This window comes from Hymenobacter sp. UV11 (genome assembly GCF_004684095.1).
GTDB lineage: Bacteria > Bacteroidota > Bacteroidia > Cytophagales > Hymenobacteraceae > Hymenobacter.
In genome coordinates this window covers 1-22,833 of sequence record NZ_SRII01000011.1, presented here as the reverse complement: position 1 = coordinate 22,833, position 22,833 = coordinate 1, and the positions used below count along the sequence as shown (strand labels likewise).

General features: G+C 62.8%; 19 protein-coding genes and 1 pseudogene. 17 read left to right on the top strand and 3 right to left on the bottom strand.

The features are described 5' to 3' along the window. Positions 1-13: 13 nt before the first annotated feature. Positions 14-2,881, bottom strand: a complete 2,868-nt coding sequence (locus E4631_RS19480; RefSeq protein ID WP_133658966.1) for a PAS domain-containing protein — start codon at positions 2,879-2,881, stop codon at positions 14-16. Between the two features lie 395 nt (positions 2,882-3,276). On the opposite strand from E4631_RS19480, the gene E4631_RS19475 reads away from it, so the two are divergent. The 7 genes from E4631_RS19475 to E4631_RS19450 all read left to right on the top strand — a co-directional run bounded on the left by E4631_RS19475 (position 3,277) and on the right by E4631_RS19450 (position 7,599). Further along, positions 3,277-3,879, top strand: a complete 603-nt coding sequence (locus E4631_RS19475; protein WP_133658967.1) for a hypothetical protein — start codon at positions 3,277-3,279, stop codon at positions 3,877-3,879. Beyond that, the gene (locus E4631_RS26000) at positions 3,876-4,046 is read left to right on the top strand and encodes a hypothetical protein (RefSeq protein ID WP_167797039.1); all 171 of its coding nucleotides are present in this window, start codon (positions 3,876-3,878) and stop codon (positions 4,044-4,046) included. The genes E4631_RS19475 and E4631_RS26000 overlap by 4 nt, the downstream gene beginning before the upstream one ends. A 287-nt stretch (positions 4,047-4,333) precedes the next feature. Next, positions 4,334-5,251, top strand: a complete 918-nt coding sequence (locus E4631_RS19470) for an AraC family transcriptional regulator (protein WP_133658968.1) — start codon at positions 4,334-4,336, stop codon at positions 5,249-5,251. Between the two features lie 127 nt (positions 5,252-5,378). Continuing rightward, positions 5,379-6,239 (top strand): SDR family oxidoreductase, encoded by an 861-nt coding sequence (locus E4631_RS19465; protein ID WP_133658969.1) that lies wholly within the window; start codon positions 5,379-5,381, stop codon positions 6,237-6,239. A 191-nt stretch (positions 6,240-6,430) separates the two neighbouring features. Then, entirely contained in the window at positions 6,431-6,733 is a 303-nt protein-coding gene (locus E4631_RS19460) for a transposase (RefSeq protein WP_133658970.1), read from the top strand. Further along, the gene (locus tag E4631_RS19455) at positions 6,730-6,978 is read left to right on the top strand and encodes an IS3 family transposase (RefSeq protein WP_133658971.1); all 249 of its coding nucleotides are present in this window, start codon (positions 6,730-6,732) and stop codon (positions 6,976-6,978) included. The genes E4631_RS19460 and E4631_RS19455 overlap by 4 nt, the downstream gene beginning before the upstream one ends. Continuing rightward, the gene (locus E4631_RS19450; RefSeq protein ID WP_133658972.1) at positions 6,979-7,599 is read left to right on the top strand and encodes an IS3 family transposase; all 621 of its coding nucleotides are present in this window, start codon (positions 6,979-6,981) and stop codon (positions 7,597-7,599) included. It abuts the gene before it with no gap. 88 nt (positions 7,600-7,687) lie between these two features. Here E4631_RS19450 and E4631_RS19445 read toward each other — a convergent pair whose 3' ends face one another. Next, on the bottom strand, positions 7,688-8,581 hold the full coding sequence (locus E4631_RS19445; protein WP_240735085.1) for a diacylglycerol kinase family protein: 894 nt from the start codon (positions 8,579-8,581) through the stop codon (positions 7,688-7,690). 71 nt (positions 8,582-8,652) lie between these two features. Between E4631_RS19445 and E4631_RS19440 the strand changes: the two genes are divergently transcribed. From E4631_RS19440 to nadE, 7 genes are all read left to right on the top strand, one after another. Beyond that, positions 8,653-9,657 carry an App1 family protein gene (locus E4631_RS19440; protein WP_133658973.1) on the top strand — a complete coding sequence of 335 codons (1,005 nt, stop codon included), beginning with the start codon at positions 8,653-8,655 and terminating at the stop codon, positions 9,655-9,657. A gap of 1,518 nt (positions 9,658-11,175) precedes the next feature. Next, the gene (locus tag E4631_RS19435; protein WP_240735083.1) at positions 11,176-11,637 is read left to right on the top strand and encodes a RimK/LysX family protein; all 462 of its coding nucleotides are present in this window, start codon (positions 11,176-11,178) and stop codon (positions 11,635-11,637) included. 280 nt (positions 11,638-11,917) lie between these two features. After that, positions 11,918-13,243 (top strand): TolC family protein, encoded by a 1,326-nt coding sequence (locus tag E4631_RS19430; protein ID WP_133658974.1) that lies wholly within the window; start codon positions 11,918-11,920, stop codon positions 13,241-13,243. A gap of 81 nt (positions 13,244-13,324) precedes the next feature. Continuing rightward, on the top strand, positions 13,325-13,801 hold the full coding sequence (locus tag E4631_RS19425) for an enolase C-terminal domain-like protein (RefSeq protein ID WP_133658975.1): 477 nt from the start codon (positions 13,325-13,327) through the stop codon (positions 13,799-13,801). A 64-nt stretch (positions 13,802-13,865) separates the two neighbouring features. Next, a complete protein-coding gene (locus tag E4631_RS19420; protein ID WP_166648197.1) occupies positions 13,866-14,300 on the top strand; it encodes a nuclear transport factor 2 family protein in 435 nt (144 codons plus the stop codon). A gap of 105 nt (positions 14,301-14,405) precedes the next feature. Then, a complete protein-coding gene (locus E4631_RS19415) occupies positions 14,406-15,383 on the top strand; it encodes a hypothetical protein (RefSeq protein ID WP_133658977.1) in 978 nt (325 codons plus the stop codon). Between the two features lie 184 nt (positions 15,384-15,567). Next, positions 15,568-17,481, top strand: coding sequence for an NAD(+) synthase (gene nadE / locus E4631_RS19410; protein ID WP_133658978.1), 1,914 nt, complete (start codon positions 15,568-15,570; stop codon positions 17,479-17,481). Positions 17,482-17,556: 75 nt separating this feature from the next. Here the strand turns inward: nadE and feoB are convergent, their stop codons facing one another. After that, a complete protein-coding gene (feoB, locus tag E4631_RS19405; protein WP_133658989.1) occupies positions 17,557-19,680 on the bottom strand; it encodes a ferrous iron transport protein B in 2,124 nt (707 codons plus the stop codon). An 814-nt stretch (positions 19,681-20,494) separates the two neighbouring features. Here feoB and E4631_RS19400 point away from each other — a divergent pair. The 3 genes and pseudogenes from E4631_RS19400 to E4631_RS19390 form a co-directional block, all read left to right on the top strand. After that, positions 20,495-21,390 (top strand): annotated as a pseudogene (locus tag E4631_RS19400) (efflux RND transporter permease subunit); the annotation flags it as partial. A 215-nt stretch (positions 21,391-21,605) separates the two neighbouring features. Next, positions 21,606-21,926, top strand: coding sequence for a DUF6660 family protein (locus E4631_RS19395; protein WP_135318625.1), 321 nt, complete (start codon positions 21,606-21,608; stop codon positions 21,924-21,926). A gap of 156 nt (positions 21,927-22,082) precedes the next feature. Continuing rightward, positions 22,083-22,833: efflux RND transporter permease subunit (locus tag E4631_RS19390; RefSeq protein ID WP_133656220.1), on the top strand; the 751-nt coding region annotated here is incomplete at its 3' end.

Genomic DNA, 22,833 nt, shown 5'->3' with positions numbered 1-22,833 from the left:
AGACAGCGGGGGATTACGCGGGGAAAGTGACCGTGAATGTGGTGCCCGCATCGGGCTGGCTCTGCACGGCGATGGTGCCGCCGGCGTTTTCAATGAGCCGTTTGGTAATATAGAGGCCGACGCCCGTGCCCTCGACGTGGGTATGCAGGCGCTGGAATAGACCAAAGAGCTGCCGCTGCTGCACCTCGCTCATACCCAGGCCATTGTCCTGCACCGTGAGCACCACGCCCTGTCCGGTCTGTTCGGCGTGGATGCGTACCTGGGAGGGCCGGTCAAAAGCGCGGTACTTGGCGGCATTGCTGAGCAGGTTGTAGACGATGCTGCGCAGGTTGGCTGGCGAGAAGGATACGACCAGCTCGGGGGCGACCTCCACCGTGAGCTGCGTGCCGGCGGCGACCAGGGCCGGGGCCAAATCCAGCCGCACGTCTTCCACGACGCGGGCCAGCTCGACCGGCTCGGCGAGCCCCGTGTGAGCTAATTGCAGTCGGGAGATATCGGTGAGCTGGGTGATGGTAACCTGAAAGCGCGCCACCGTTTGGTTGAGCAAGTCCAGCAGGTGAGCCACCATTTCGTCCTGCTGTACAGGAGCTGGCAGTGTGTCGCGCAGGGCCAGCACGATGCCCTCGATGTTGGTGATGGGCGCTTTCAGGTCGTGCGAGGCTGTGTAGACGAACGTGTCCAGCTCCACGTTGGTGCGCGTGAGCTGGGTGTTACTTTCATGCAGTTCCGCATTGGTAGCCGTCAGCTCCTCGTTGATAGCCGCCAACTTCTCGTTCAGGTCCTGCACCTGCTGGCGGGCGTGGACCTGGTCGGTGACATCGGTGACCAGGGTGTAGATGCCCCGGACGGTGCCGTGCTGCACGTCGGGAATATAGCTGGTATGGATATGCTTGGTAAAATGGGGTCGAAAGGGCATTTCCACTTCGAATTCGACCGCTTCGCCAGCCAGCGCCCGCCGCAGATAGGGCGCAATGTGGGGGTAGGCCAGCGGCCCGGCCACCTCGCGGATGGGCCGGCCCAGCAGGTCGGCAGCGCGCACGTTGAACCAGGGTTCGTAGGCGCGGTTGGCAAACCGGTACTTCTCGTCCTGGTCGAGGTAGCCGATGAGTACGGGCAGCGCATCGGTGATGAGGCGTAGTTGGCGGGTGCTGGCCTCGGCTGCCTGCCGGGCCTGCACCTGCTCGGTGACTTCGAACGCAAACACGAGCACCCCGTCGATGCGACCCTCCGCCGCGTAGCGCGGCTGCTGCACGTAGCGGAAGTAACGGTCTTCCAGCACTCCATCTGTGGGCCGGGCCAGCGGAATGAGCAGGGCCTGCTCCTCGTGCGAGCAGCCCGTGTCGTACACCTGGCGAAAGGTCTCGTACACCCGGTTGTCGGCGATTTCCGGCAAGGCCTCCAGCAGGGGCTTGCCCAACAGCTCGCGGCCGGGAAACAGGGCCTGGTAGCCGGGGTTCACTAGCTCGTACACCAGGTCCGTCCCGGCGAGAATGCAGATGGCCGCCGGGGCTTGCATGAACAGGCGCTTCAAGCGCTGGCGCTCCGCCTCACCCTGCTGGCGGGCGTACACCTGCTCGGCCACGTTATAGGCGAAGGTGGAAATGCCCACAATCTGCCCGTTCTCGCGCAGGGCCTGGTAGGTGAAGGTGAAGTACATCTGCCGGGGCGGCCCCTCGGGCTGGGCAATGAGTAAGGGCAGCTCCACCCCATTGTAGGTTTCGCCAGTCTGGTACACGTGGTCGAGCAGGGCCACCACGCCACTGTTCACCGTTTCGGGCAGGGCCTCGGCGACGGATTGGCCGAGTATCTCCCGGCCGGGGAAGAAGTCCCGGTAAGCCTGATTGGCGTACTCGTAGCGGTGCGCGGGGCCGCGCTGAATGCAAATGGCCGCCGGCGTTTGCTCGAAGACCTGGTAGAACGTTTCGCGCGCCTGCGCCTGGCGCTGGGCGGCGGCCAGCAAGTCGGCTTGCAGGGCTAGGGTCTGCTGGGTGCGCTGCTGCACGCGGGCTTCAAGCTCCTGATTCAGGTGCTCGACCTGCTGGCGGGCCAGCACCTGGTCCGTGACGTCGTAGGCGAAGTTGAGCAGCCCATCGACCCGGTCCTGCGCGTCGCGCAGAGGGTGAAACAACACGTTGTAAAAGCGGCGCTCCGGCTGACCGCTGTCGGTGATGTCCACCCACGTTTCCTGCTCTAGGTCGTAATGCGCTTCGCCAGTTTGATACACGTGGTCCAACTTTTCGAGAATACCCTGGCCCAGCAGCTCGGGCACCGCCTCCCGAATAGGCCGGCCCAATAGGGGGCGGCTGCGAAACAGCTGCTGGTAGCGCGGGTTGACCAGTTCGTAGACGTGGGCGGGACCGCGGTTGATGGCCACGCTGGCCGGCAGCTGCAACAGCACCTGGTAGAAGCGCTGGCGCTCGGCTTCGGCCTCGGCCCGGGCGGTCTGCTCCCGAACCTGGCTGTCGCGCAGCGCTTGCTCGACGGCGCTGCGGTCCTGGTCGCTGGTATCGGTGAAGCTCACCAGCAGGTGCACCCCGCTGCGCCGGGCGCTAAGTTTAAAGAAGTTATCCAAGCCGTCGGCCTGGTAGTTGGTTTCGTAGGTCAGCAGCTCGCCCGTCTCAAATACCCGCTGGTAGTAGGCAAAAATCCCCTCGGCCAGGGCGTGGGGAAAGCGGCCCAGCAGCGTGCCGCCCGGCTGCTCGGCGAGGCCCGTCATGCGCTGCGCGGCGGGATTGAGGTACTCAATGGCAAAGTCGGTGATGGTAGAACCGTCCGGCTCATACACCGGGCGCACCAGGTGAATGCCGGTCAGTGACACGTCGAGTAACGCCATCCAGTCTTCCGGCGCAAATAAATCGGTAAGGGGAACCGCAGGAGTCATAGCAGCAATACGGGGAAAGGCGTAACCAAAAGTAAGGAAGCCCTTTCACCGGGAACTTGGTGGGCGGCGTTAGGAAGTGCCTACGAGTAGCGGACCATTGAATGGGCGGCAACAGCGGAGTTTGTGCGCCAAGGCGGGTGGGCAGCCGCTTCGCGTGCGCTATTTCCGTTTTCTAAAGAGACGCCCTATAAGCGCGTTCGTACTCGCCAAGCGGTCGTCGCTTGCCTGCAAGGCGTTCCACTAGCCTACTTATCCTGCTGTTTTCAGGTCTCGCTCAGTTACTGAACCTGATGCTAGCCAACCGGCTCGCGTCGGTAGTTTTGCTTAACCAACTACCTTACTTCTTTAGCTGCTCTGCCTGGAAAGAAGTAGGTCATCGAAACAATCTTCTTTTAATGGCTAAAAATGCCAGCCCTTCGTCTTCAGCTAGTAGGCCGGTTGTACCGACTCCTGAAGCCGATTTTGACTTAGCTGCTCTCGCTGTTCCGCCTAACTTGTCCGTTGAGGAGAAATTGCAGGCTATTGAGCGACAGATTGCTTCCTTACCAATGGAGGTCTGCGTTGTGCTCGATGCCGAAGGGGAGGAAGTGCTCAGGTTGCAGGGCAGTGATTCCAGCGTGGAATTTACCACTCAACAGGTAGGGCAAGCGCAAGGAGGATACATGACCCATAATCATCCGGCAGGCACGGGATTCAGCTGGCGCGACGTACGAACGGCGCACCATTTGAACCTGTTGCAAATCCGAGCCGTTTCTAATCTGGAGCCGCCCGTGGTGCACGTCCTAACCCGACCCGCTGGTGGCTGGGCCACCCAGGAATGCGAACAGCTATGCGTGAGCGAGTTCAATCGACTAAAGACTAAGTTTGGTATGCCCGGGACAGCCCCGGAAGATTACCCAGCTGCTTTAAAGCGGAAAATCAACGTTCGCCTGGGCAAATTCGCGGTGACTCTCGTAAATAAGCTACATTTGCCTTACAACACAGTTGTACTGTCATGAACCTTCCGTCTCCCTTTGCTTTCATGTCTGAAAAGGCCCAGGATAATTGGCTCAGTGAGTTCCTCACTGCTCCTGAAGAAGCGCGGAAGGAAACCAAAGCTTTGCCGGTGAAGCGTAGCAGCAGGAATGAAAAACCAGCTTCTCGCAAACTACTGCTTAAGAAATAACTGCTAGCCCATAAAGGGCTTCGTAAAGAGCTAAGAGCAAAAGCCCTACCCTTACAAGGGTAGGGCTTTTGCTCTTAGGGACCCTCTCAGAAAACGGAAAACATAGCACGTTAAGCCCTTGTGAGCGGCCGTAGAGATGAGTAGGTGCCTGTCGAATAAGGAAGGCAACCGCTGTAGCCGTTTTAAGGAAAGAGTGGTTGCCAAGCACGGCCGCGGTCGAACCGATGCCACGGCATCGGCGACCTGGCCCGCGTAGTGGCTTGCTTTGATTTGCTTACTTTTGCAGCATGCCTCCCCCCGAAACCATTGACCAGTTTTTGCGGCCGCCGGGCCGCCCACCCGCAACTGCCCGCCCCGAACACGTCACGGCGGCCACGACGGGCCGCTTCAACGTGTACGACCGACAACAGTTCTGCAACCGCCAGATGAGCTACAGCCGGCGCGACTTCTTCAAGATTTCGCTGCTCACGGGTTCGGGGCACCTGCACTATGCCAGCCGGGGCGTGCTGCTGGACCGGCCCGCCCTGGTATTTTCCAACCCCCTGGTGCCGTTTGCCTGGGAGCCCCTCTCCCAGGAGCAGGGCGGCTACTTCTGCCTCTTCACGGAAGACTTCCTGCACGGCCACGAGCGGCCCGCCAGTCTGCAAGAATCGCCCTTGTTCAAGGTGGGCAGCGACCCGGTGACCTTCGTGAACGAGGAGCAGTTTGACACGCTGGCCCAGCTGTTTCGCCAGATGCTGCACGAAATGGCTTCCGACTACGCCCATAAGCAAGACTTATTGCGCACCTACCTGCACCTGCTGCTGCACGAAACCCTGAAAATGCAGCCGCAGACCACCTATTTTCAGCACCCGAACGCCACGGCCCGCATCGTGGCCTTGTTTCAGGAACTACTGGAGCAGCAGTTTCCCATTGATGCGCCCGACCACGGCGTGAAGCTGCGCACGCCCAAGGATTTTGCGGCCTGCCTCTCCGTCCACGTCAACCATCTGAACCGGGCCGTGCGCGAGCTGACGGGTAAGACGACCGGCGCGCACATCGCCGAGCGCCTCGTGCGCGAGGCCACGGCCCTGCTGCGGCACACCACCTGGAGCACGGCCGAAATTGCGTACGGCCTGGGCTTCGAGTACCCCACTTATTTCAACAACCTGTTCAAGAAGCATACGGGCACCACCCCGTCGGCCTTACGGGCGCAACGCTGTTAGGGCGGGATTCTGCTGACTGATTGTTTGATTTCCTTACGGATTGGTTTGATTTGTATTGGCTTTGCCTGGAAAGCCGGGGGACCTTTGCGTCGCCGTAGGTCACACCCCCTACCAGGCAAGCAAGCGCATGGCAGACCAAAAAGTATGGTTCATTACCGGTGCGGGCCGGGGAATGGGCGTCGCTATCACCAAAGCGGTCCTGGCCGCCGGCCATCGGGTCGTGGCGACCGGCCGCAAGAAGGACAAAGTGGCCCAGGCCTTCGGCCCCCACGAGAACCTGTTGGTGGTGACGCTCGACATTACGAAGCCGGCCGATGCGGAGGCGGCCGTACAGGCCGCTGTGGACCGGTTTGGCCGCCTCGACGTGCTGGTCAACAACGCCAACTTCTATGCGGGCTACTTCGAGGAGCAAACCCCTGAGGAAGTGAACCAGCAAGTAGCCACCAGCCTCATCGGGCCGATGAACGTGACGCGGGCCGTCTTGCCGGTGCTGCGCCAGCAGCGCGCGGGGCAGATTATCACCATCTCGTCCACGGCGGGCCTGGTGGGCTTTGAGTTCGCTTCCGCCTACGCCGCCTCGAAGTTTGGCCTCGAAGGCTGGATGCAATCGCTGCGGGCCGAGGTGGCCCCGTTTGGGATTGCGGCCATCGTGGTCAATCCGGGCTTCTTCCGTACCGAGCTGCTGAGCGCCGAGTCCACCAATTTTGCCGACAACCCCATTGCCGACTACGACGAGCGTCGGGCGCAGCAGCTAGCGTTCTGGAAAGGGGCCAATGGGCAGCAGGCTGGCGACCCGGCCAAGCTGGCGCAGGCACTGCTCACTATTTCGGGGGCAGAAAAACCGCCCGTGCGTTTCCTGGCCGGGGCCGATGCCGTGGGCGTGGGCGACCAGGTGAGCAGCGAATTGCAGCAGCAAACTACTGCCTACCGCGAGCTATCCAGCGCCCTTAACCACGACGACGCGGCCAGCAAGGGCAACGCGAGCTAGTTTGCTGTTAAAGCAACGCTAAATAGGAGCGCAAGCCGCTCCATCGCGCCTGTTAGCCTCTCCCGCTAACAGGCGCGATGCATTTACAGCGCTCGGGCTGGTTGCATCCGTTACCCCCTGACGAAGCTTAGCGTGCTATATGAGGTGGTCGAGTAAAAACAGCCAGTGGCAAGTCTTACCTTCCACTGCTCATGCCCGACAACCCCCTTCCGAGCGGCTCGCCGCTGACCCGCAAGAAATACACGCCGGCTTTTAAAGCCGAGTGCGTGCGCCAAGTAGCTGCTGGGGCCCGGCAAACCGACGTAGCCCGTGCCCAGGGCCTCGCGCCCGCTTTACTGGGCCGCTGGCAGCGCCAGGCGCTAGCCGAGGCCGTGCCTAGCAGTGCAGAGCGCGAGGAGATTAAGCGCCTGCGCGCCGAGCTCAAACGCGTGGAACAGGAACGCGATATTTTAAAAAAAGTCGTGACCATCTTTGCGCAACCGCCTCAGTCATGACTCGTTATCAATTCATCGAGCAGGTTGCGGCCACCGAGCCGGTGCAGGTGCTCTGCCGTGTGTTGGAGGTCAGTGCCGCTGGCTATTATCAGTGGCTGAGCCGGGCCGCGCGCCCGACACCCAGCTGGGAGCCCGCCGCCACCGCCGCCTTTTCGCGCCATGCCCAGCGTTACGGCACCCGACGCCTGCGAGCAGAACTGCGCGCCGAAGGGCACGCCGTCGGACGCTACGCGCTGCGCACCTAGCTGCGTCGCCGCGGCTTACGGGCGCTGAGCACTTGTCCGCAACGCCCCCGCACCACGGTGGCTGACCCCGCGGCAGTCGTGGCCGAAAACCTATCCCTCGGTCAGCCCGCGTCCACCGCGCCCAACCAGGTCTGGGTGGGGGATATCACCTACCTGCCCCTGGTCGGCGGGCGCTGGTGCTATCTGGCCACCTGGCGTGATACCTGCTCGCGGCGCGTAGTGGGCTGGCACCTCGACCAACACATGCCCACTGAACTGGTGCTCACAGCCCTAGAGCAGGTCTTGACGCTGCGCCAGCCGGCTTCCGGCCTGGTTATTCACGCCGACCGCGGCAGTCAATACACCAGTTTGGCTTGCCGGACGCGCATCGAAAAAGCCCAGGCCCTGGCCAGCTATAGCCGGCCGGGCAACCCCTACGACAACGCCCAGGCCGAGGCCGGCTGGAGTACGCTTAAAACCGAACTGCTGCCCCACGGCGGCGCGTTTGCCAGTCTCGAAGAGGCCCGCCTGGAGGTAGCCTACTACCTCGACACCTACTTTAACCTCGACCGCCGCCACTCCGCGCTCGGCTACCGCTCCCCGCACCAATTCGAACGCGATTTCCAATCCAGCTTATCTTAGTGCACTGTCCGTTTTTACTGGACCACCCCAAAACCAAACAGGACCTTAGGTATAAAAGAGTGGTCCACTTGGTAGGGGGCGAGTCGGTTTAGCTCCTGGGCACCAGCACGCGCAGCGCACCGGCCCGGATGGTAGCTTCCACGTGCGTAAGCTGGCCGCGGTACTCGCCGTCGACCTGGAACGCCACCCGGTGGCGGGTGTCCAGGGTGACCGCAGTGGTGGAGAAAATCTCGACTGCGGCCGGGTCGAAGGGCCGGAAGCGCCAGAACATCTTCAGCAGCTCGCGGCCCACGAGGCGGCGCAGCACCACCACTTCGAAGCGGCCGTCGGCCACGTCACCGTTGGGGTTGATGGTGGCGCCGGTGCCGTACACGCGGGCGTTGGCCAGCACCACCATGAAGGCCGTGCGCTCCACCTCGCCGGTATCGGTGCGGATGCGCACGTGCAGCCGCCGGCGGCGCAGCAGCGACCAGAACGCAGCCCGCGCGTAGCCGAGCAGGCCGCGCCAGTGGCGGGCGTGCGCATGGCGCACGAGTTGGGCGTTGAGGCCGATGTCGCTCAGGTGCAGGCACAGGTCCGTGCCGTTGAGGTAGAGTACGTCCACGCTTTTTTCGGTGCCGTGCACGGCCACGGCCAACGCTTGGGTGGGGTCGGCGGGCAGGGCCAGCTCGCGGGCCATGCCGTTGGCCGAGCCGGCGGGCAGCACGGCCAGGGGCCGGTTGGCGGCCAGGGCGGCGGCGGCTACCAGCTTGACAGTACCGTCGCCGCCCACGGCCACCAGGCGGTCGGGGTGACTGGCGGCGACCCGCGCCCGCAGGGCCGCCTCGTCGCCGTGGCCGGTGAGGGTGAGCAGCTCGGCCGTGTGCGGCAGGGCCGCAAAGTAGGCGCGGATGGTCGGCTCCCACGCCGCCTTCCCGGAGCTGCCCGCGACGGGGTTGACGACGAACAGGAAGCGCAGGGCAGGGGGCAGGGGCAGGGGCATGGGACGGAACGGCAGTTGATGTTTGTCCGTAACGGGGTTGGCCCGTGTCCGGCCACCTTTTCGCCCGTCCGATGTTCGAAACACTCCTGGCTTGGCTGCGCCTCTCCCGCCGGCCCACCCTCAAGCTGTACCGGGGCTTCGGCCGCCCCGGCCGGGTGGTAGTGCAGGGCCACGCCTTGCGGCAGAGCCCTCTGCCGCGCACCCGCTACCGGCCCAGCCTCTGGGCCAACGCCTGGGGGGTACTGCGCCTGTTTGCGGTGCAGCCCTGGGCCGACGCCCCGGTGCGCGTACGCGTGGGCGGCCAGGTCGCCCACGCCCGCACCCGCACCGACGGCTTCTTTCGCCTCGAAATTGAGCTGCCCGCCCCGCTGCCCGCCGGCTGGCACCCCGCCGAGGCCGCGCTGCTCGACGACGCCACCGGCGCCGTGTTGGCCTGGGCCGCCGCCGAAGTGCTCGTGCCCTACGAAACGCCCTACGCCTTTATCTCCGACATCGACGACACATTTCTCGTGTCGCACTCGGCCGGCCGCTGGCGGCGGCTGTGGGTGCTACTGAGCCGCAACGCTCGCAGTCGGGCCGCGTTTGCGGACGTGGCGGCCCACTACCAGTGGCTGGCCCGGGCCGGCGCCCCGGCCCCCGGTCCGGCTAACGCCTTCTTTTACGTATCAAGCAGCGAGTGGAACCTGTACGACTTTGTTCTGGAGTTTGCCGGGCGCAACGGGCTGCCCAAGGGCGTGTACCAGCTCAGCCCACTCAAGCGCCTGCGCCAATTGGGGCGAACCGACCCACGCCGGCACGCCCCCAAATTCGACCGCATCGTGCGCGTGCTGGCGGCCTGCCCCGGCCAGCAGTTCGGCCTGCTCGGCGACGATGCCCAGCAGGACCCGGCCATCTACGCGGCGGTGGTGCGGGGCTTCCCCGGCCGCATCCGGGTGGTGTACCTGCGGCAGGTGTCCGCCCGCGGCCGGCCGGCCGCCGAGGCGGCCCTGGCCACCATCGCGGCGGCGGGGGTGGCCACGTGCTACTTTGCCCACAGCCGCGAAGCGCTGCGACACGCGCAGGGCGCGGACTGGTAGCCGGCCGCCGGGCGAGGGGGAGCAGGTCAGGCAAAACAGCAAGATTTAACCGATAACGGTTACGTAGCAACTCTCAATTCCTTTTCTAGATGTGTGAGGTGGCGTGCAACTGCCGACCCCGAAGTCACCGTCGAGTATGCTATGGAATCCTTCCGTAATGCAAAGGAAAATCATGCACTAGCTCGTCGGAAAGCAACAAAAAAGTGAAACACCGCATGCCAACTTTCTAAAAATCGGCACGTATGCAAATTTTAGAACCCAACTGGGAATTGGCTGTGGAATGGCGGCGGGTGGTACCGGATTAGGTACCCTACCTTTCAAACATCAGTAGCCGTTCTTCGAGCAACAACGTATTTCCTTGCTTACTTTGTAGTCTGATGCGAGTAACCGTTCTGTTTTGGGCCTTTTACGTTACCTTAATCTCGTGCCTATCGTGCGTTGACGGCGTGACGGCGTACCAGAATGACAAGGACTGCACCCTAGCTGCCGTTACCCAGACCAACGGTGGAGCAAATGGGTTGAGTGACTGGTGTTCCCCTTTGTGCCAGTGCCACAGCTGTGGCGGGGCCATAACGCCCTTGTTAGACGCGGTACAGATTGAGGCCCCCCGACCGGCGAATTGGGTTACCAGTCGGCGGTATGGCCATTTAGTCGTGGCTGCGCCTGCTTCCGCCTCCGGTTCGTGTTGGCAGCCGCCGCAGCTCTAATCCAGCCTGCCATTACCGCACACCGGTCTTGAACCCGCCCATCCCGTTAGAGTAACCGGACTAGTCGTAACCTCTCTACGGGAAGCCCCCTCGCTCCTGCTTATTAGCCAGCGCGGCTGGCTGATTTCTGATGGATAGAAGTCGTAGACGGGATGCCTTGCCAGCCCTTGGAAGCCACCCTCGCCCAAAGCGCCTGTCGACTTGTAAGCCAACCGGAATACTTAGAAGCCGCAACTTGGCTTACCGCAATAGCGGTAGGGTCTAGGATTCCCTTAAGTAGCTAGCGGAGCCGGTATCGTGTTCGCGTAAAACATAACTGTGCCCCAGGGCACGGGCTTGCCATTGACTCCGCATTCCATAACTGCGCTGTTGAGCATTGGCGCCCTTGTGCTTGGGCAGGGAAGCACAGCTGAGCGACCTAGACAATAGCCGCTAAGCTGCCGAAAATTGGCATTTGGTAGGTTCCGGGGTTTATACCTGGCTGGGGTTGCGATGATGCCCGGGAGCTCGTCGCCCCGTGGTTCTCCCACCCTCTCATCGTCCTCACCCGCACCCCCGCGGGTCACCTCTCACCTTTGAAAAGCACGGGCTGGAAACGGCGCGGGTGTGCCGCCGGCGTAGCCTTCTTTGTGCCGCCTCGGAGTTGCTCAACCTGAACGTCAACCCTCCCTTCGTAGATGCGGACCCCTTCGCTGGCGACACCATTTTTGAGTACTAGTGCAGTATTTCTGCCCGCAAGGTGCTTATCAAGGAGCCAGCAATATCATCCGCACAAACCCAATTAATTGTAACGAATCCTTTTTCTAACCACGTGCAAACTCCGATTAAACTTCCTGGCAAGACCAAGCAAATCATCGGCCTGACCGAACTCATTGACTTACCCGATATGGGCCTTGCCGGGGTACCCGCCAAGGTAGACACGGGGGCCTACACGTCCGCCTTACATTGCGAAAGAGTGCGGCTGATTCAGGTCGGGAACGCCACCCGGTTAAGTTTTTGGGTAACTGATGGCAGCAAGGGCCCGAGTCGGGAAATACAAACCGACCACTTTAGCGAGCGCACGGTACGCAACTCGTTCGGGGACGCGCAAAAGCGGTACGTCATCACCACGTACGTCGTCCTCTTTGGTCGCCGCATCCGGGTAGAATTCACGCTGGCGAATCGCAAGCGCCTGAAAACGCCCATCTTGCTGGGCCGCCAACTGGTTCGCAACCGCTTCGTGGTAGACGTCGCGCAGAGGAATCTATCCCACCGACTCCAAGGCAGCGCTTAAGCCCCCCGGGCCGGGACAGCGCCCCTAGCCCACCATAAAAGATTAGTTGGATGAGACAGCTTTTGCTCCTGCTGGGGGGCTGTGCCCTGGCGCCCCCTGGTTTCGGTCGTGTTTGCTACTGGGCAACTGTCCACAGCACCTGTCCACAAACCTGGCTTCGCTCTAGCTGCCCCTTACAGCTTGTTTGGGCCTTAGTGAGCAGCTAGCATATAGTTAAAGCGGCCCGGCTAGCAACCCACTGTAAAAAGATTCCAGGAGGATGTACTATCAGGATAAGACAATGCGATTTTTCCGTTATTCAGCAACTGCGTTTTTTTGGTGGGCGGGCGGCCTGCTCGCCGGTTTGCCCGCCCGGGCGCAAACGCCGCGTCCCGCCGCGCCGCCCGATACGCTGCGCCTCAACGCGGCCCAGGTGGAGCAGACGTTCCTGGCCCGCAACTTTCAGCTCCTGGCCCAGCAGTACCAGGTGGACATCGCCCAGGCCGGGGTGGTCCAGGCCGCGTTGCGGCCCAACCCGAATGTGCTGTTCATGACCAACTTTTACAACCCCAACACGGGGCAGGTGCTGGCCTTGCGCACCCCCTCGCAAGCCGACCTTGCCAACCAGGTCTACAACAGCGGCTACGTGCAGCTGCAGGTGCAGCAAATCCTGCTCACGGCCGGCAAGCGCAGCAAGCTCGTGGCCCTGGCCACCAGCAGCCGGGAACTAGTCCAATTGGCCTTCCGGGAGTTGCTGCGCACGCTGCGCTACCAGCTCTATTCCACCTACGGCAACCTGTACTACGACCTGAAAGCCCTGGCGCTCTACCAAAGCGAGTTGGCGCGGCAACAGCGCCTGGCTGCCGCCTACCGGACGGTGTTGCGGCTGGGGGCCATTCCCGCGTTTGAGGTGACCCGGCTGGACGTGCTCAACCGCGACCTAGAGGCCAACGTCGCCCGCTACCAAAGCCAGGTCGCCGACGAACAGGCCGCGCTGCGGGTGCTCTTGCGCCAGGATGACAACCGGTTCCTCTACCCCGCCGCCGCGCCCGATGCCCGGGCCGACGCGCCGCCGCTGGCCGCCGCCCTGGACTCGGCGCTGGCCCACCGCCCCGACGCGGCCCTGGCCCAGGAACAAATCGCGTACGCCGAGCGCAGCCTGGCCCTCGAACGCGCCCGGCGCCTGCCCAACGTGACCGTCGGACTGGACTACGAACGCTACGGCAACGCGTACCTCAACTTCGTCGGCGCCCAGCTGCTGGTGGATTTGCCGCTGCGCAACCGCAACCAGGGGGCCGTGCAGGCCGCTGAGCTGACGCGGCGCAGCGCGGGGGCCGGCCTGGACAACCAACGCACGGCCGTGGACAGCGAGGTGCGCAACGCCCACGCCAAACTCCTTACCTACCGGGCCCTGCTCGGCACCCGCCCGGCAGCTTATTCGGCCAGCATCCGCGACATCGCCGTCGACGCCACCCGGCTCTACCGGGCCCGCAGCATCGACCTGCTCAAGTACCTGGACAGCATCCGCACGTACCAGCAGGCGCAGCTGAACGACATCGCCTTGGCCAACAGCCTCTACCAGGCGCAGCAATTGCTCAACTACGTCACCAATACCCGCTTTTTCTAACCAGCCGGAGCCGGGTTTCTGGGTTATGCATTATTTGACCACCGGTTTTCAACCATCAATTTCCCGCCTTGCTACGGAAGTATGAAAATCACCCGATTTACCCTCTTTCAGGTACCCCCGCGCTGGCTGTTTATGCACGTCGGCACCCTCACCAAGTGCAAGAGAATCATCAGCATGACCGAGGCCTTCGATGTGACCGCTGCTCCGTATTGCCCGCTGGGACCCATAACCTTGGTCGCCTACCTGCAGGTGGACGCCACCTGCCACAACGCCTTCATTCAGGACCAGAGCATGGGCATTTACTACATGCAGGAAAACGACCTGCTCGACTACCTGGTCGATAAATCGGTGTTTGATTATGAGAACGGCTTCTGCAACATCCCGCAGGGCCCGGGCATTGGAATAGTTGCTGAGCCGGGCGGGCAGCGGGGCCCACTGGCGCAACCCCGCTGGCAGCGGGGCGGAGTGGTGAGAAAATGCGGGCGGCCACACCTCTTACTTCCTTCTGCTCGGCCTAGCCATGAACAACCCGGCCCCCAGCCCTTCCTGCCCCGCTGACTATCGGATTGGATTCCCCCGTCCCACGTGCTTTCTTCTCCTAACTCGCTTTTCCTCCTCTTCCATGAATACCAACCAAAAAGTAGTTGAATCGTATCTGGCGGCCTTTCGCCGGCTGGACTTGGACGGCCTGATGCGCCATTTTGCCGAGCACGGCGTCTACGTGAACCTGCTGCCGGGCCCGTTTGCCTCGCCGCTCGGCGGCGTGCACGGCCGGGACCACATCCGGCAGGTTTTCCAGCCCGTGCTGGGCGCGCTGGTGCGCAACGATTATATCAACTCCCGCACCTATACGACCCCGGACGACGACGAACTCGTGCTTGTGGAAAACACCTGCGACATGGAATTCCCCAACGGCACGGTGTACCGCGGATTCATGCTGTACCGGTTCGAGGTCGTTGACGGCAAAATTCAGAAGCTGACCGAGTTGGTCACCGACCCGCAGCAGCAGCTAGCGGCCTGGCAACTAGGCCAGCCAGGCTTCGAGTTGCGGGGCTAGCTCTGGGCCGGACCTTAAAGCTCCCCCGTAGCTGGCCTGTTTGCGTTCGATACCGCCTGGCCGGTAAGCGCCTAAAGCCAACTAAACTACTTTCTTATTTCTCTCATGCGTATTCTCACCCTGCTGCCGGTCGCCCTGGCGGTACTGCTCGCCTCGTCCTGTTCGCAAGCCCAATCCGACTCCCAGGAAGCGGGGGGCGCCGACAAGGCGTCCAAAGGCAAACACCACAAGAAAAAGACCAAGCAGAAAGATGAAGCCCAAGCCAGTCCGGACGGGGGTGCGGAAGTTAAAAAAGCCGGCGGCGACCCGCACTTTGACGCCGCCGCCGCTGCGGCCATCCCCGGGCTGCGCACCATCGGGTCCCTGGCGGGCGTGGTCCCGGAGAATTCCGGGCTGGTGCCCGCCGAGCAGGCCGGTGCCTATTACAGCTTTGGCGACGTGGACAATCCCCCCCGTTTGTTTAAGTTTGACCTGACGGGTCACCTGCTGGGCACCGTGGACATTGCCGCCCCGAACAACGACTGGGAAAGCATAAGCCGCGACGGCCAGGGCAACTACTACATCTGCGATTGCGGCAATAACCATTCCGACCGCCGCAACCTGGCCCTGTACCGCGTACGGCCGGACCAGCCCCGGCAGGTGGGCAGCATCCGCTTTACCTACCCCGACCAGACCGAGTTTCCGCCGGCCAAAAAAGTGCGCAGCTTTGACTGCGAAGCCAGCTTGTGGCACGCGGGCAAAATCTGGCTTTTCACCAAGGACCTGGCGCAGAAACGCACCAGCACGGTGTACACCGTGCCCGACCGCCCCGGCCAGTACACCGCGCAGCGGATGACGTCGCTGGCCATTCCCGGCGAGGTAACGGACGCGGCCCTGAGCCCCAACGGACACCGCCTCGTGCTGCTCGGCCGTGGCGAGCTGTTCCTGCTCGACGGCAATAGCTGGGAAGACATTCTCAAAGCCACGCCCCGGCGCGTCGACTTAACTGGCGCCGGCCAGACCGAGGCGGCCTATTTTAAAGACGACCGCATGCTGCTCCTCACCACCGAGCAGGGGGCCATTTACGAATACACGCTGCCCTAGCGCCGCTTGGCGCTCACGGGCCAGGAATCCGGTGGAGACTGGAGACAGTTACCGGAGCGGCCCGTACGGTTGTGCAAACCGCGGCGCTGGCTGCTCCGAGCGACCCGGTAGCGCCGGGCAGCAACTATCAGGAACTTACTAGAAGGCATCTAGCCAACAAAAACCGCCATTTTACCCATCCACCATGCGCATCGCCGGAGCCGCTTTAAACCAGATTCCCTTTGATTGGGCGCACAACCTGCGTAACATCCGCGCGGCCATTGAGATGGCCCGGGAAAACGGGGTCGAGCTGCTCTGCCTGCCCGAGCTGTGTTTGACGGGCTATGGCTGCGAGGATTTATTCCTGAGCGAGTGGCTACCGGAAACGGCCCTAGGGCATTTGCAGCAAGTGCGCGCGTGGACCCACGGCATCTGCGTGGTGGTGGGCCTGCCCGTGCATCTGAACCACCGCACCTACAACACGGCCGCAGTGCTGCGCGACGGCCAAATTCTGGGCTTTGCCGCCAAGCAGTTCCTGGCCAACGACGGCGTGCACTACGAAACCCGTTTTTTCGTGCCCTGGCCCGCCGGCCAGACCGTTGCGGTGGACTATGGCGGGGAAACGTGGCCCCTTGGGGACCTCGTGTTCGAGCACCGGGGCGTGCGCTTCGGCTTTGAAATCTGTCAGGATGCCTGGCAGCCCGCGCATGAGCGACCGGCCGGCCGGCTGGTGGGCCGGGTCGAGTTGATTGTCAATCCGTCGGCCAGTCACTTTGCCATGAGCAAAACCGACGTGCGCTACCAGCTGGTCATGCAGGCCTCACGGGACTATCAGGTAACCTACCTCTACGCCAACCTGCTGGGCAACGAGTCGGGCCGCATCATCTTCGATGGGGAAATCCTAGTGGCCCGCAATGGGCACCTGCTGCTACGCAACCAGCTGCTGAGCTTTAAGGAGGTGGACCTGGAGTGGATGGACGTGGATTTTCAGGCGGAGCTGGCCCCGGCCACCGAAATTGTGCCGCTGCCCGCCCCCGACGAGTACCAGGAACTCAACCAGGCCATGAGCCTGGGCTTGTTCGACTACCTGCGCAAGGCCCGCAGCCGGGGCTTTGTGCTGAGTTTGAGCGGCGGAGCGGACTCCTGCTTTTGCGCCGTGGCCGTGGCCGAAATGGTGCGCCTGGGCGTGCAGGAGCTGGGCGTGGACCTGTTCAAGCGCCGCAGCGGCTGCTTTCCGGGGGCGGCCACCGAGGTGCAGCAGCAAGGCGCCGGGGGCAAAGCAGCCCAGGTAGTGCTCCCCCCGGCCCCGGCGCCCGAACTCACCGTCAACCAGCAACTGGTGCAGCACCTGCTCACCTGCGCTTACCAGGGCACGGTCAATTCTTCCGATGACACTTCTAACTCGGCCAAAGAGCTGGCTGATAGCATTGGCGCCCGGTTCTACCATTGGGAAATTGACGAGGAAGTCTCCGGCTACGTGGGCAAAATCCAGGGCGCGCTGGGCCGGGAGCTGACCTGGCAAACCGACGACCTGGCCCTGCAGAACATCCAGGCGCGGGTGCGGGCCCCTGCTATCTGGCTGCTGGCCAACGTGCAAAACTGCCTGCTCATCACCACTTCCAACCGCTCGGAAGCCAGCGTGGGCTACTGCACCATGGACGGCGACACGGCCGGTAGCATCTCGCCCATTGCGGGCGTCGACAAGGACTTCGTGAAAAAATGGCTGCGCTGGGCCGAAACCGAGCTGGGCTACGCTGCCCTGCGCCACGTGAATGCCCTGCAGCCCACCGCCGAACTGCGCCCGCTCGAAGACCAGCAAACCGACGAGCGCGACCTGATGCCCTACGCCCTGCTCAACCGCATCGAGCGGCTGGCCTTCTACGACCGGCTCAGCCCCAAGCAGGTGCTGGCCATGCTGGAGGGCGAAGACACCGGCTTCGACGAAGAACAGCTGAAAACCTACGTGCGCCGCTTCTACAATCTCTGGAGCCGCAACCAGTGGAAGCGCGAACGGTACGCCCCCAGCTTCCACCTCGACGACTACAACGTGGACCCGCGCTCCTGGCTGCGCTTTCCCATCCTCAGCGGCGGCTTTGCCGAAGAGCTGGCAGCCCTGTAAACAGATTCGCCGCAGGACGCCTGAGGGTCTGTTCTCTTAACCGGTGGGCTCCTTGTTTCTGCCCCAAAGGGTCACTTACCGCAGCAGGTGATACACCCCGTAGGCCGCCGCGTAGGCCAGCCCGGTCATGTAGAGCAACTGCAGCAGCGGCCATTTCAGGCCCCTGGTTTCGCGGTAGACCACCGCCAGCGTGCTCATGCACTGCATGGCAAAGGCATAAAACACGAGCAGCGAAAACGAACGGGCCGCGGTGAACACGGGCTGGCCGTTGACGTCCTGCTCGGCAGCCAGCTTCTGCTGCACCGTGCGCATGTCCGCGTCCTGGCCCACGCTGTAGATGGTGGACATCGTGCCCACGAACACCTCCCGGGCCGCAAACGAGGTGAGCAGCGCAATGCCAATTTTCCAGTCGTAGCCCAGCGGCCGGATGGCCGGCTCCAGCGTGCGACCGAACACGCCGGCGTAGGATTCCTGCAGCTTGGCCGAGGCCACCCGGGTGTCCGTCTCGGCCGGTGCCCACCGCTGCCGGGCGGCCTGGGCGCGCACCCGGACTTCGGCCTGGTGCTGGGCCTGGCCGGGGCCGTAGGAGGCCAGCACCCACAGGATGATGGACACGGCCACGATGACCTTGCCGGCCTGGAACAGGAAGGTCTTCACCTTCTCCACGATGGTGAGGCCCACGTTCTTCCAGCGCGGCCACTTGTAGACCGGAAACTCCATGATGAAGTAGCTGCGCTCCTTGGTCTTGAGCAGCCCCTTCATGAGCAAGGCCGACAGCAGGGCCGCCGCTAGCCCGAGCAGGTACATGCCCATCAGGGCCAGGCCCTGCAGGTTGAAGAAGCCGAGCACTTTCTGGTCCGGCACCACCAGGGCAATCAGCACCGTGTACACCGGAATGCGCGCCGAGCAGGACATGAGCGGCGTGACGAAGATGGTGATGAGGCGGTCTTTCCAGTTTTCGATGGTGCGCGCGCTCATGATGGCCGGCACGGCGCAGGCCATGCCCGAAATCAGGGGCACCACGCTCTTGCCGTTGAGGCCGAACTTGCGCATGATTTTGTCCATCAGGAACGTGACGCGGGCCATGTAGCCGGTTTCCTCCAGCACGGCAATGAAAGCAAAAAGCAGCGCAATCTGGGGCACGAACATGAGCACCCCGCCCAGGCCCGCCAGGATGCCCTCCGTCACCAGGTTCACCAGCGGCCCGTCGAAGCGGGCCTGAATCAGCCCGCTCAGGCCGGCAATGCCCCGGTCAATCAAATCCATCGGGTACTGGGCCCAGGCGAAGATGGCCTGGAACAGCAGCAGCAGCACGGCGAAGAAAATCAGGTAGCCCCACACCTTATGGGTGAGCACCTTGTCGAGCTTGTTGCTGTAGGGCTCATTTTTATCGGTGCGCGTCACCGTCACGCAGTCGAGCAGGATGGCGTTGATGCGGGCGTAGCGGGCAATGGTTTCCTGGGCCTGCCGGGCCGTGGGCTGAAAGTCGTACCGGGTTGTCAGCTCCTGCAGGAAAGCCCGGTCCTCGGCCGTGAGCAGCTTGATGTGCGCGCCCTGGTGGGCGTAGTGCAGCGCCAGGTAGTCGTTGTGCAGGTCGAAGCGGGCGCGAATCTGCGCCACCAGGGGGGCCAGGTCGGCCTCGGGCGCGTAGAACCGATTCCGGGGCGCGGCCAGCTCCCGGGCCATCACAATCTTGAGGGCCGCCACGCCGACGCCCTTGCGCGCGTTCATCGGGATAACGGGCACGCCCAGCTCGCGCTCCAGCGCCGGCACGTCAATGTGCACGCCGCGCTGGGCGGCCACGTCCATCATGTTCAGGGCCAGGATGACGGGCAGGCCCAGGTCCACCACTTGGGTAAACAGCAGCAGGTTACGGCGCAGGTTGCTCGCGTCCACGGTCACCACTACGAAATCCGGGTACTGGGCCGACGTGCGGTCGTAGAGCAGGTCGGTGATGACCTTTTCGTCCAAGCTCTTGGGGTAGAGCGAGTAGGTGCCGGGCAAGTCAATAACTTCGGCGCGGTGCTGGGGCGTAAGCTGGCTGATGCCGGTTTTCCGGTCCACCGTCACACCGGGGAAATTACCGACTTTTTGGTTGAGACCCGTGAGTTGATTGAACAGCGAAGATTTGCCCGAATTGGGATTACCAATGAGCGCCAGCCGGGTAAAAGCTGCCCGCCCGGCGCCCGGCTGGTCCATAAGTAATAGCGGAGCAGCGGAGGGGGGCAGAGTAGATGCGGACATGAGCCTGAGTCTTATTTATAATTTTTCTAAACAAAGTTACCGAAACTCCGTTTCATTTACTTAAAAAGTATGCGGTCAGTAACGGGCTCTTGCCAAGGAGCTTTGTGGCAACTTCTGGCTATTTTCTGGTGTTTTAAGTTCACGCTGGGCAGCCGCTAGGGTACCAAACGGGAGCCCAAACCCGTTACCCGTATATCCTTCTTAGGGCAAACTGCGTATGTTTGCACCGTTCCGTTTAGCAGTAATGCGCTTCTTCTCCGTTTTTTTTGCCGTCTATATTGCCTTGCTGGCTTGTCTGCCCTGCGCCGACAAGGCACCGGCATGGGCTTTCGGCAGCAGGACGCAGGTGGAAGCCACCGAGCACGGTGCCGGTAGCCATACGAACCTGGACTGGTGCTCCCCGCTGTGCCAGTGCCAGTGCTGCGCCGGGGCCGTAGTTGCTTCCCTTGGGAGTAAGCCGCTGGGCTTAACGCCACCCGTTCTGGAGTGGCCTGTTCACTTGCGGCACGCGCCGCTGCTGGTAGGTACTCCGACCCACGCGCCCGGGGCCGTGTGGCAGCCGCCGCAGGCCTAATTCTTCCCCCTCTTTCCTGCTGACCCCACCGGGCCGCCGGACACCGCGTGTGTTTCCGGGGCCCCTGCCGTGCTTTTTGCACGTCGCCGGGTCAGGTCGCCCCTCCCCCGCCCCTTGGGCCGGGGATGCCGCGCCGCAGGATTTCACGGAAGTTTTGGACTTAACCCCCACAGCGGATGCTTAACCGGCTGATATATTTTTTCTATCCATAACAAACTCATTATCGAGCTGCTGACGCTGGCACTCATCGCCTGGGGCGGTTATTCGCTCAGTCAGCTGCCGATTGATGCCATCCCCGACATCACCAACAACCAGGTCGTGGTGTACACGGTGGCCCCCTCGCTGGCCGCCGGCGACATCGAGCGCCTGGTTTCCTTCCCCGTCGAGCAGGCGATGGCCACCATCCCCGGCCGGGTCGAAGTGCACTCGTTTTCGCGTTTCGGCCTCTCGGTCGTGACCATCGTCTTTGATGACAAAACCGACATTTACTGGGCCCGCACCCAGGTAGCGGAGCGCCTCAACGAGGCCGAAAGCCAGATACCGGCCGGCCCGAGCTGGCCCCGCTCAGCACCGGCCTGGGCGAGGTGTATCAGTACCTGGTGCGCGCCAAGCCTGGCTACGAGAAGAAGTATCCGGCTACTGAGCTGCGCACCATTCAGGACTGGCTAGTGCGCCGGCAGCTGCTGGGCACGCCCGGCGTGGCCGACGTGAGCAGCTTCGGCGGGCTGCTCAAGCAGTACGAAGTGGCCCTCGACCCCGAGCGCCTGCGCTCGCTGGGTGTGACGGTGGATGAAGTATTTCAGGCCGTTTCGCGCAACAACCAGAACGCGGGCGGGGCCTACCCCGACCAGAACCCCACGGCGGCCTTCATCCGCACCGAGGGGCTAGCCACCTCCACCCAGGACATCGACGCCATCGTGGTGCGCAGCACCCGCACTGGCCTGCCCGTGCTGGTGCGCGATGTGGCCCAGGTGCGCATCGGCGCGGCCGTGCGCTACGGGGCCATGACGCTCAACAACCAGGGCGAAGTAACCGGCGGCGTGGTGCTCATGCTCAAAGGTGCCAACGCCGCCGAGGTGATAAAGGGGGTAGCGTTAGAGCAGAAACAGAAAGTATCGGTAGGAGAAATCTGGGCGGGCGGACCGTTTCAATAACGCAGCGATTACTCCCTCCAAAACCGTAATACCCACTGAAATTCTTGTCAGCGACTTCTATTTCACTACTACAGCCTGCTACCTTCAATTAAGCCTGATTGAATCATTTGGGGCGCGGTAGCGTATGTTTGCCGGGTTCCCTGCTTCTGTTCATGCGGTTTTTCACGACTTTTTTTGCCCTGTACCTGCTCCTCCTGGCGTGTCTGCCCTGTGCCGACACTAGCCAGGCGGTGGCGCGGCCGGCGCATTTCGTGACCGCCCAGCACCGGGACGCTTCCGATACGCACCATACCGATTGGTGCTCGCCCCTGTGCCAATGCAGCTGCTGCGCCGGCGCTTACCTGCCTGCCGCGCTGGCGTCTTTCCCGGCCCCGCCGCCCCAGGGCTACGCCGTAGCGGTGCGGTGGACGGCGTTGCCCACGCCCGCTTGCCACGATGCCTTCGGCAGCGTGTGGCAGCCCCCCCAAGCCTAGTTAGCCTGTTTTTCCGGTTCAGCCGCGGTCCCGGGCACTTCGTGTGTCCGGTGCCTTCTGCGCACGCGCTTCCCGCGTCCCCGGCTTTCGCCGCCGTCGAGCCCCTGCACTCCGGCCGCCCCTTTCCCAGGATTTCTAGTCTTACCCCGCGCCAGCATGTTCAACAAGCTGATTTATTTTTCCATTCACAACAAGCTCATCATCGGCCTGTTGACTTTAGCACTCATCGCTTGGGGCGGCTATTCGCTCTACCGCTTGCCCATTGATGCGGTTCCCGATATCACCAACAACCAAGTCGTAGTGTACACGGTGGCCCCCTCACTGGCGGCCAACGACATCGAGCGACTTGTCTCCTTTCCCATCGAGCAGAGCGTAGCCACGATTCCGGGCGAAGGCAGCGTCCGTTCGTTTTCGCGCTTCGGGCTCTCGGTCGTCACCATCGTTTTTGAGGACGGCATCGACATTTACTGGGCCCGCCAACAGGTAGCCGAGCGCCTGCGCGAGGCCGAAAGCCAGATTCCCACCGGCGTGGGCCGGCCTGAGCTGGCCCCGGTGAGCACCGGCCTGGGCGAAATCTACCAGTACCTGGTGCGGCCTAAGCCCGGCTACGAAAAGAAGTACAACGCGCGGGACCTGCGCACCATCCAGGACTGGATAGTGCGCCGTCAGCTACTGGGCACGCCCGGCGTAGCCGATGTGAGTTCCTTCGGCGGCTTGCTCAAGCAATACGAAGTATCCCTCAACCCCGAGCGATTGCGCTCGCTGGGCGTCACCGTGGACGAGGTCTACCAGGCCGTCGCCCGCAACAACCAGAACACCGGCGGGGCCTACCTCGACAAAAATCCCACCGCCTATTCTATCCGTACCGAGGGCCTGGTGGCGAACCCGCAGGACATCGGCAACATCG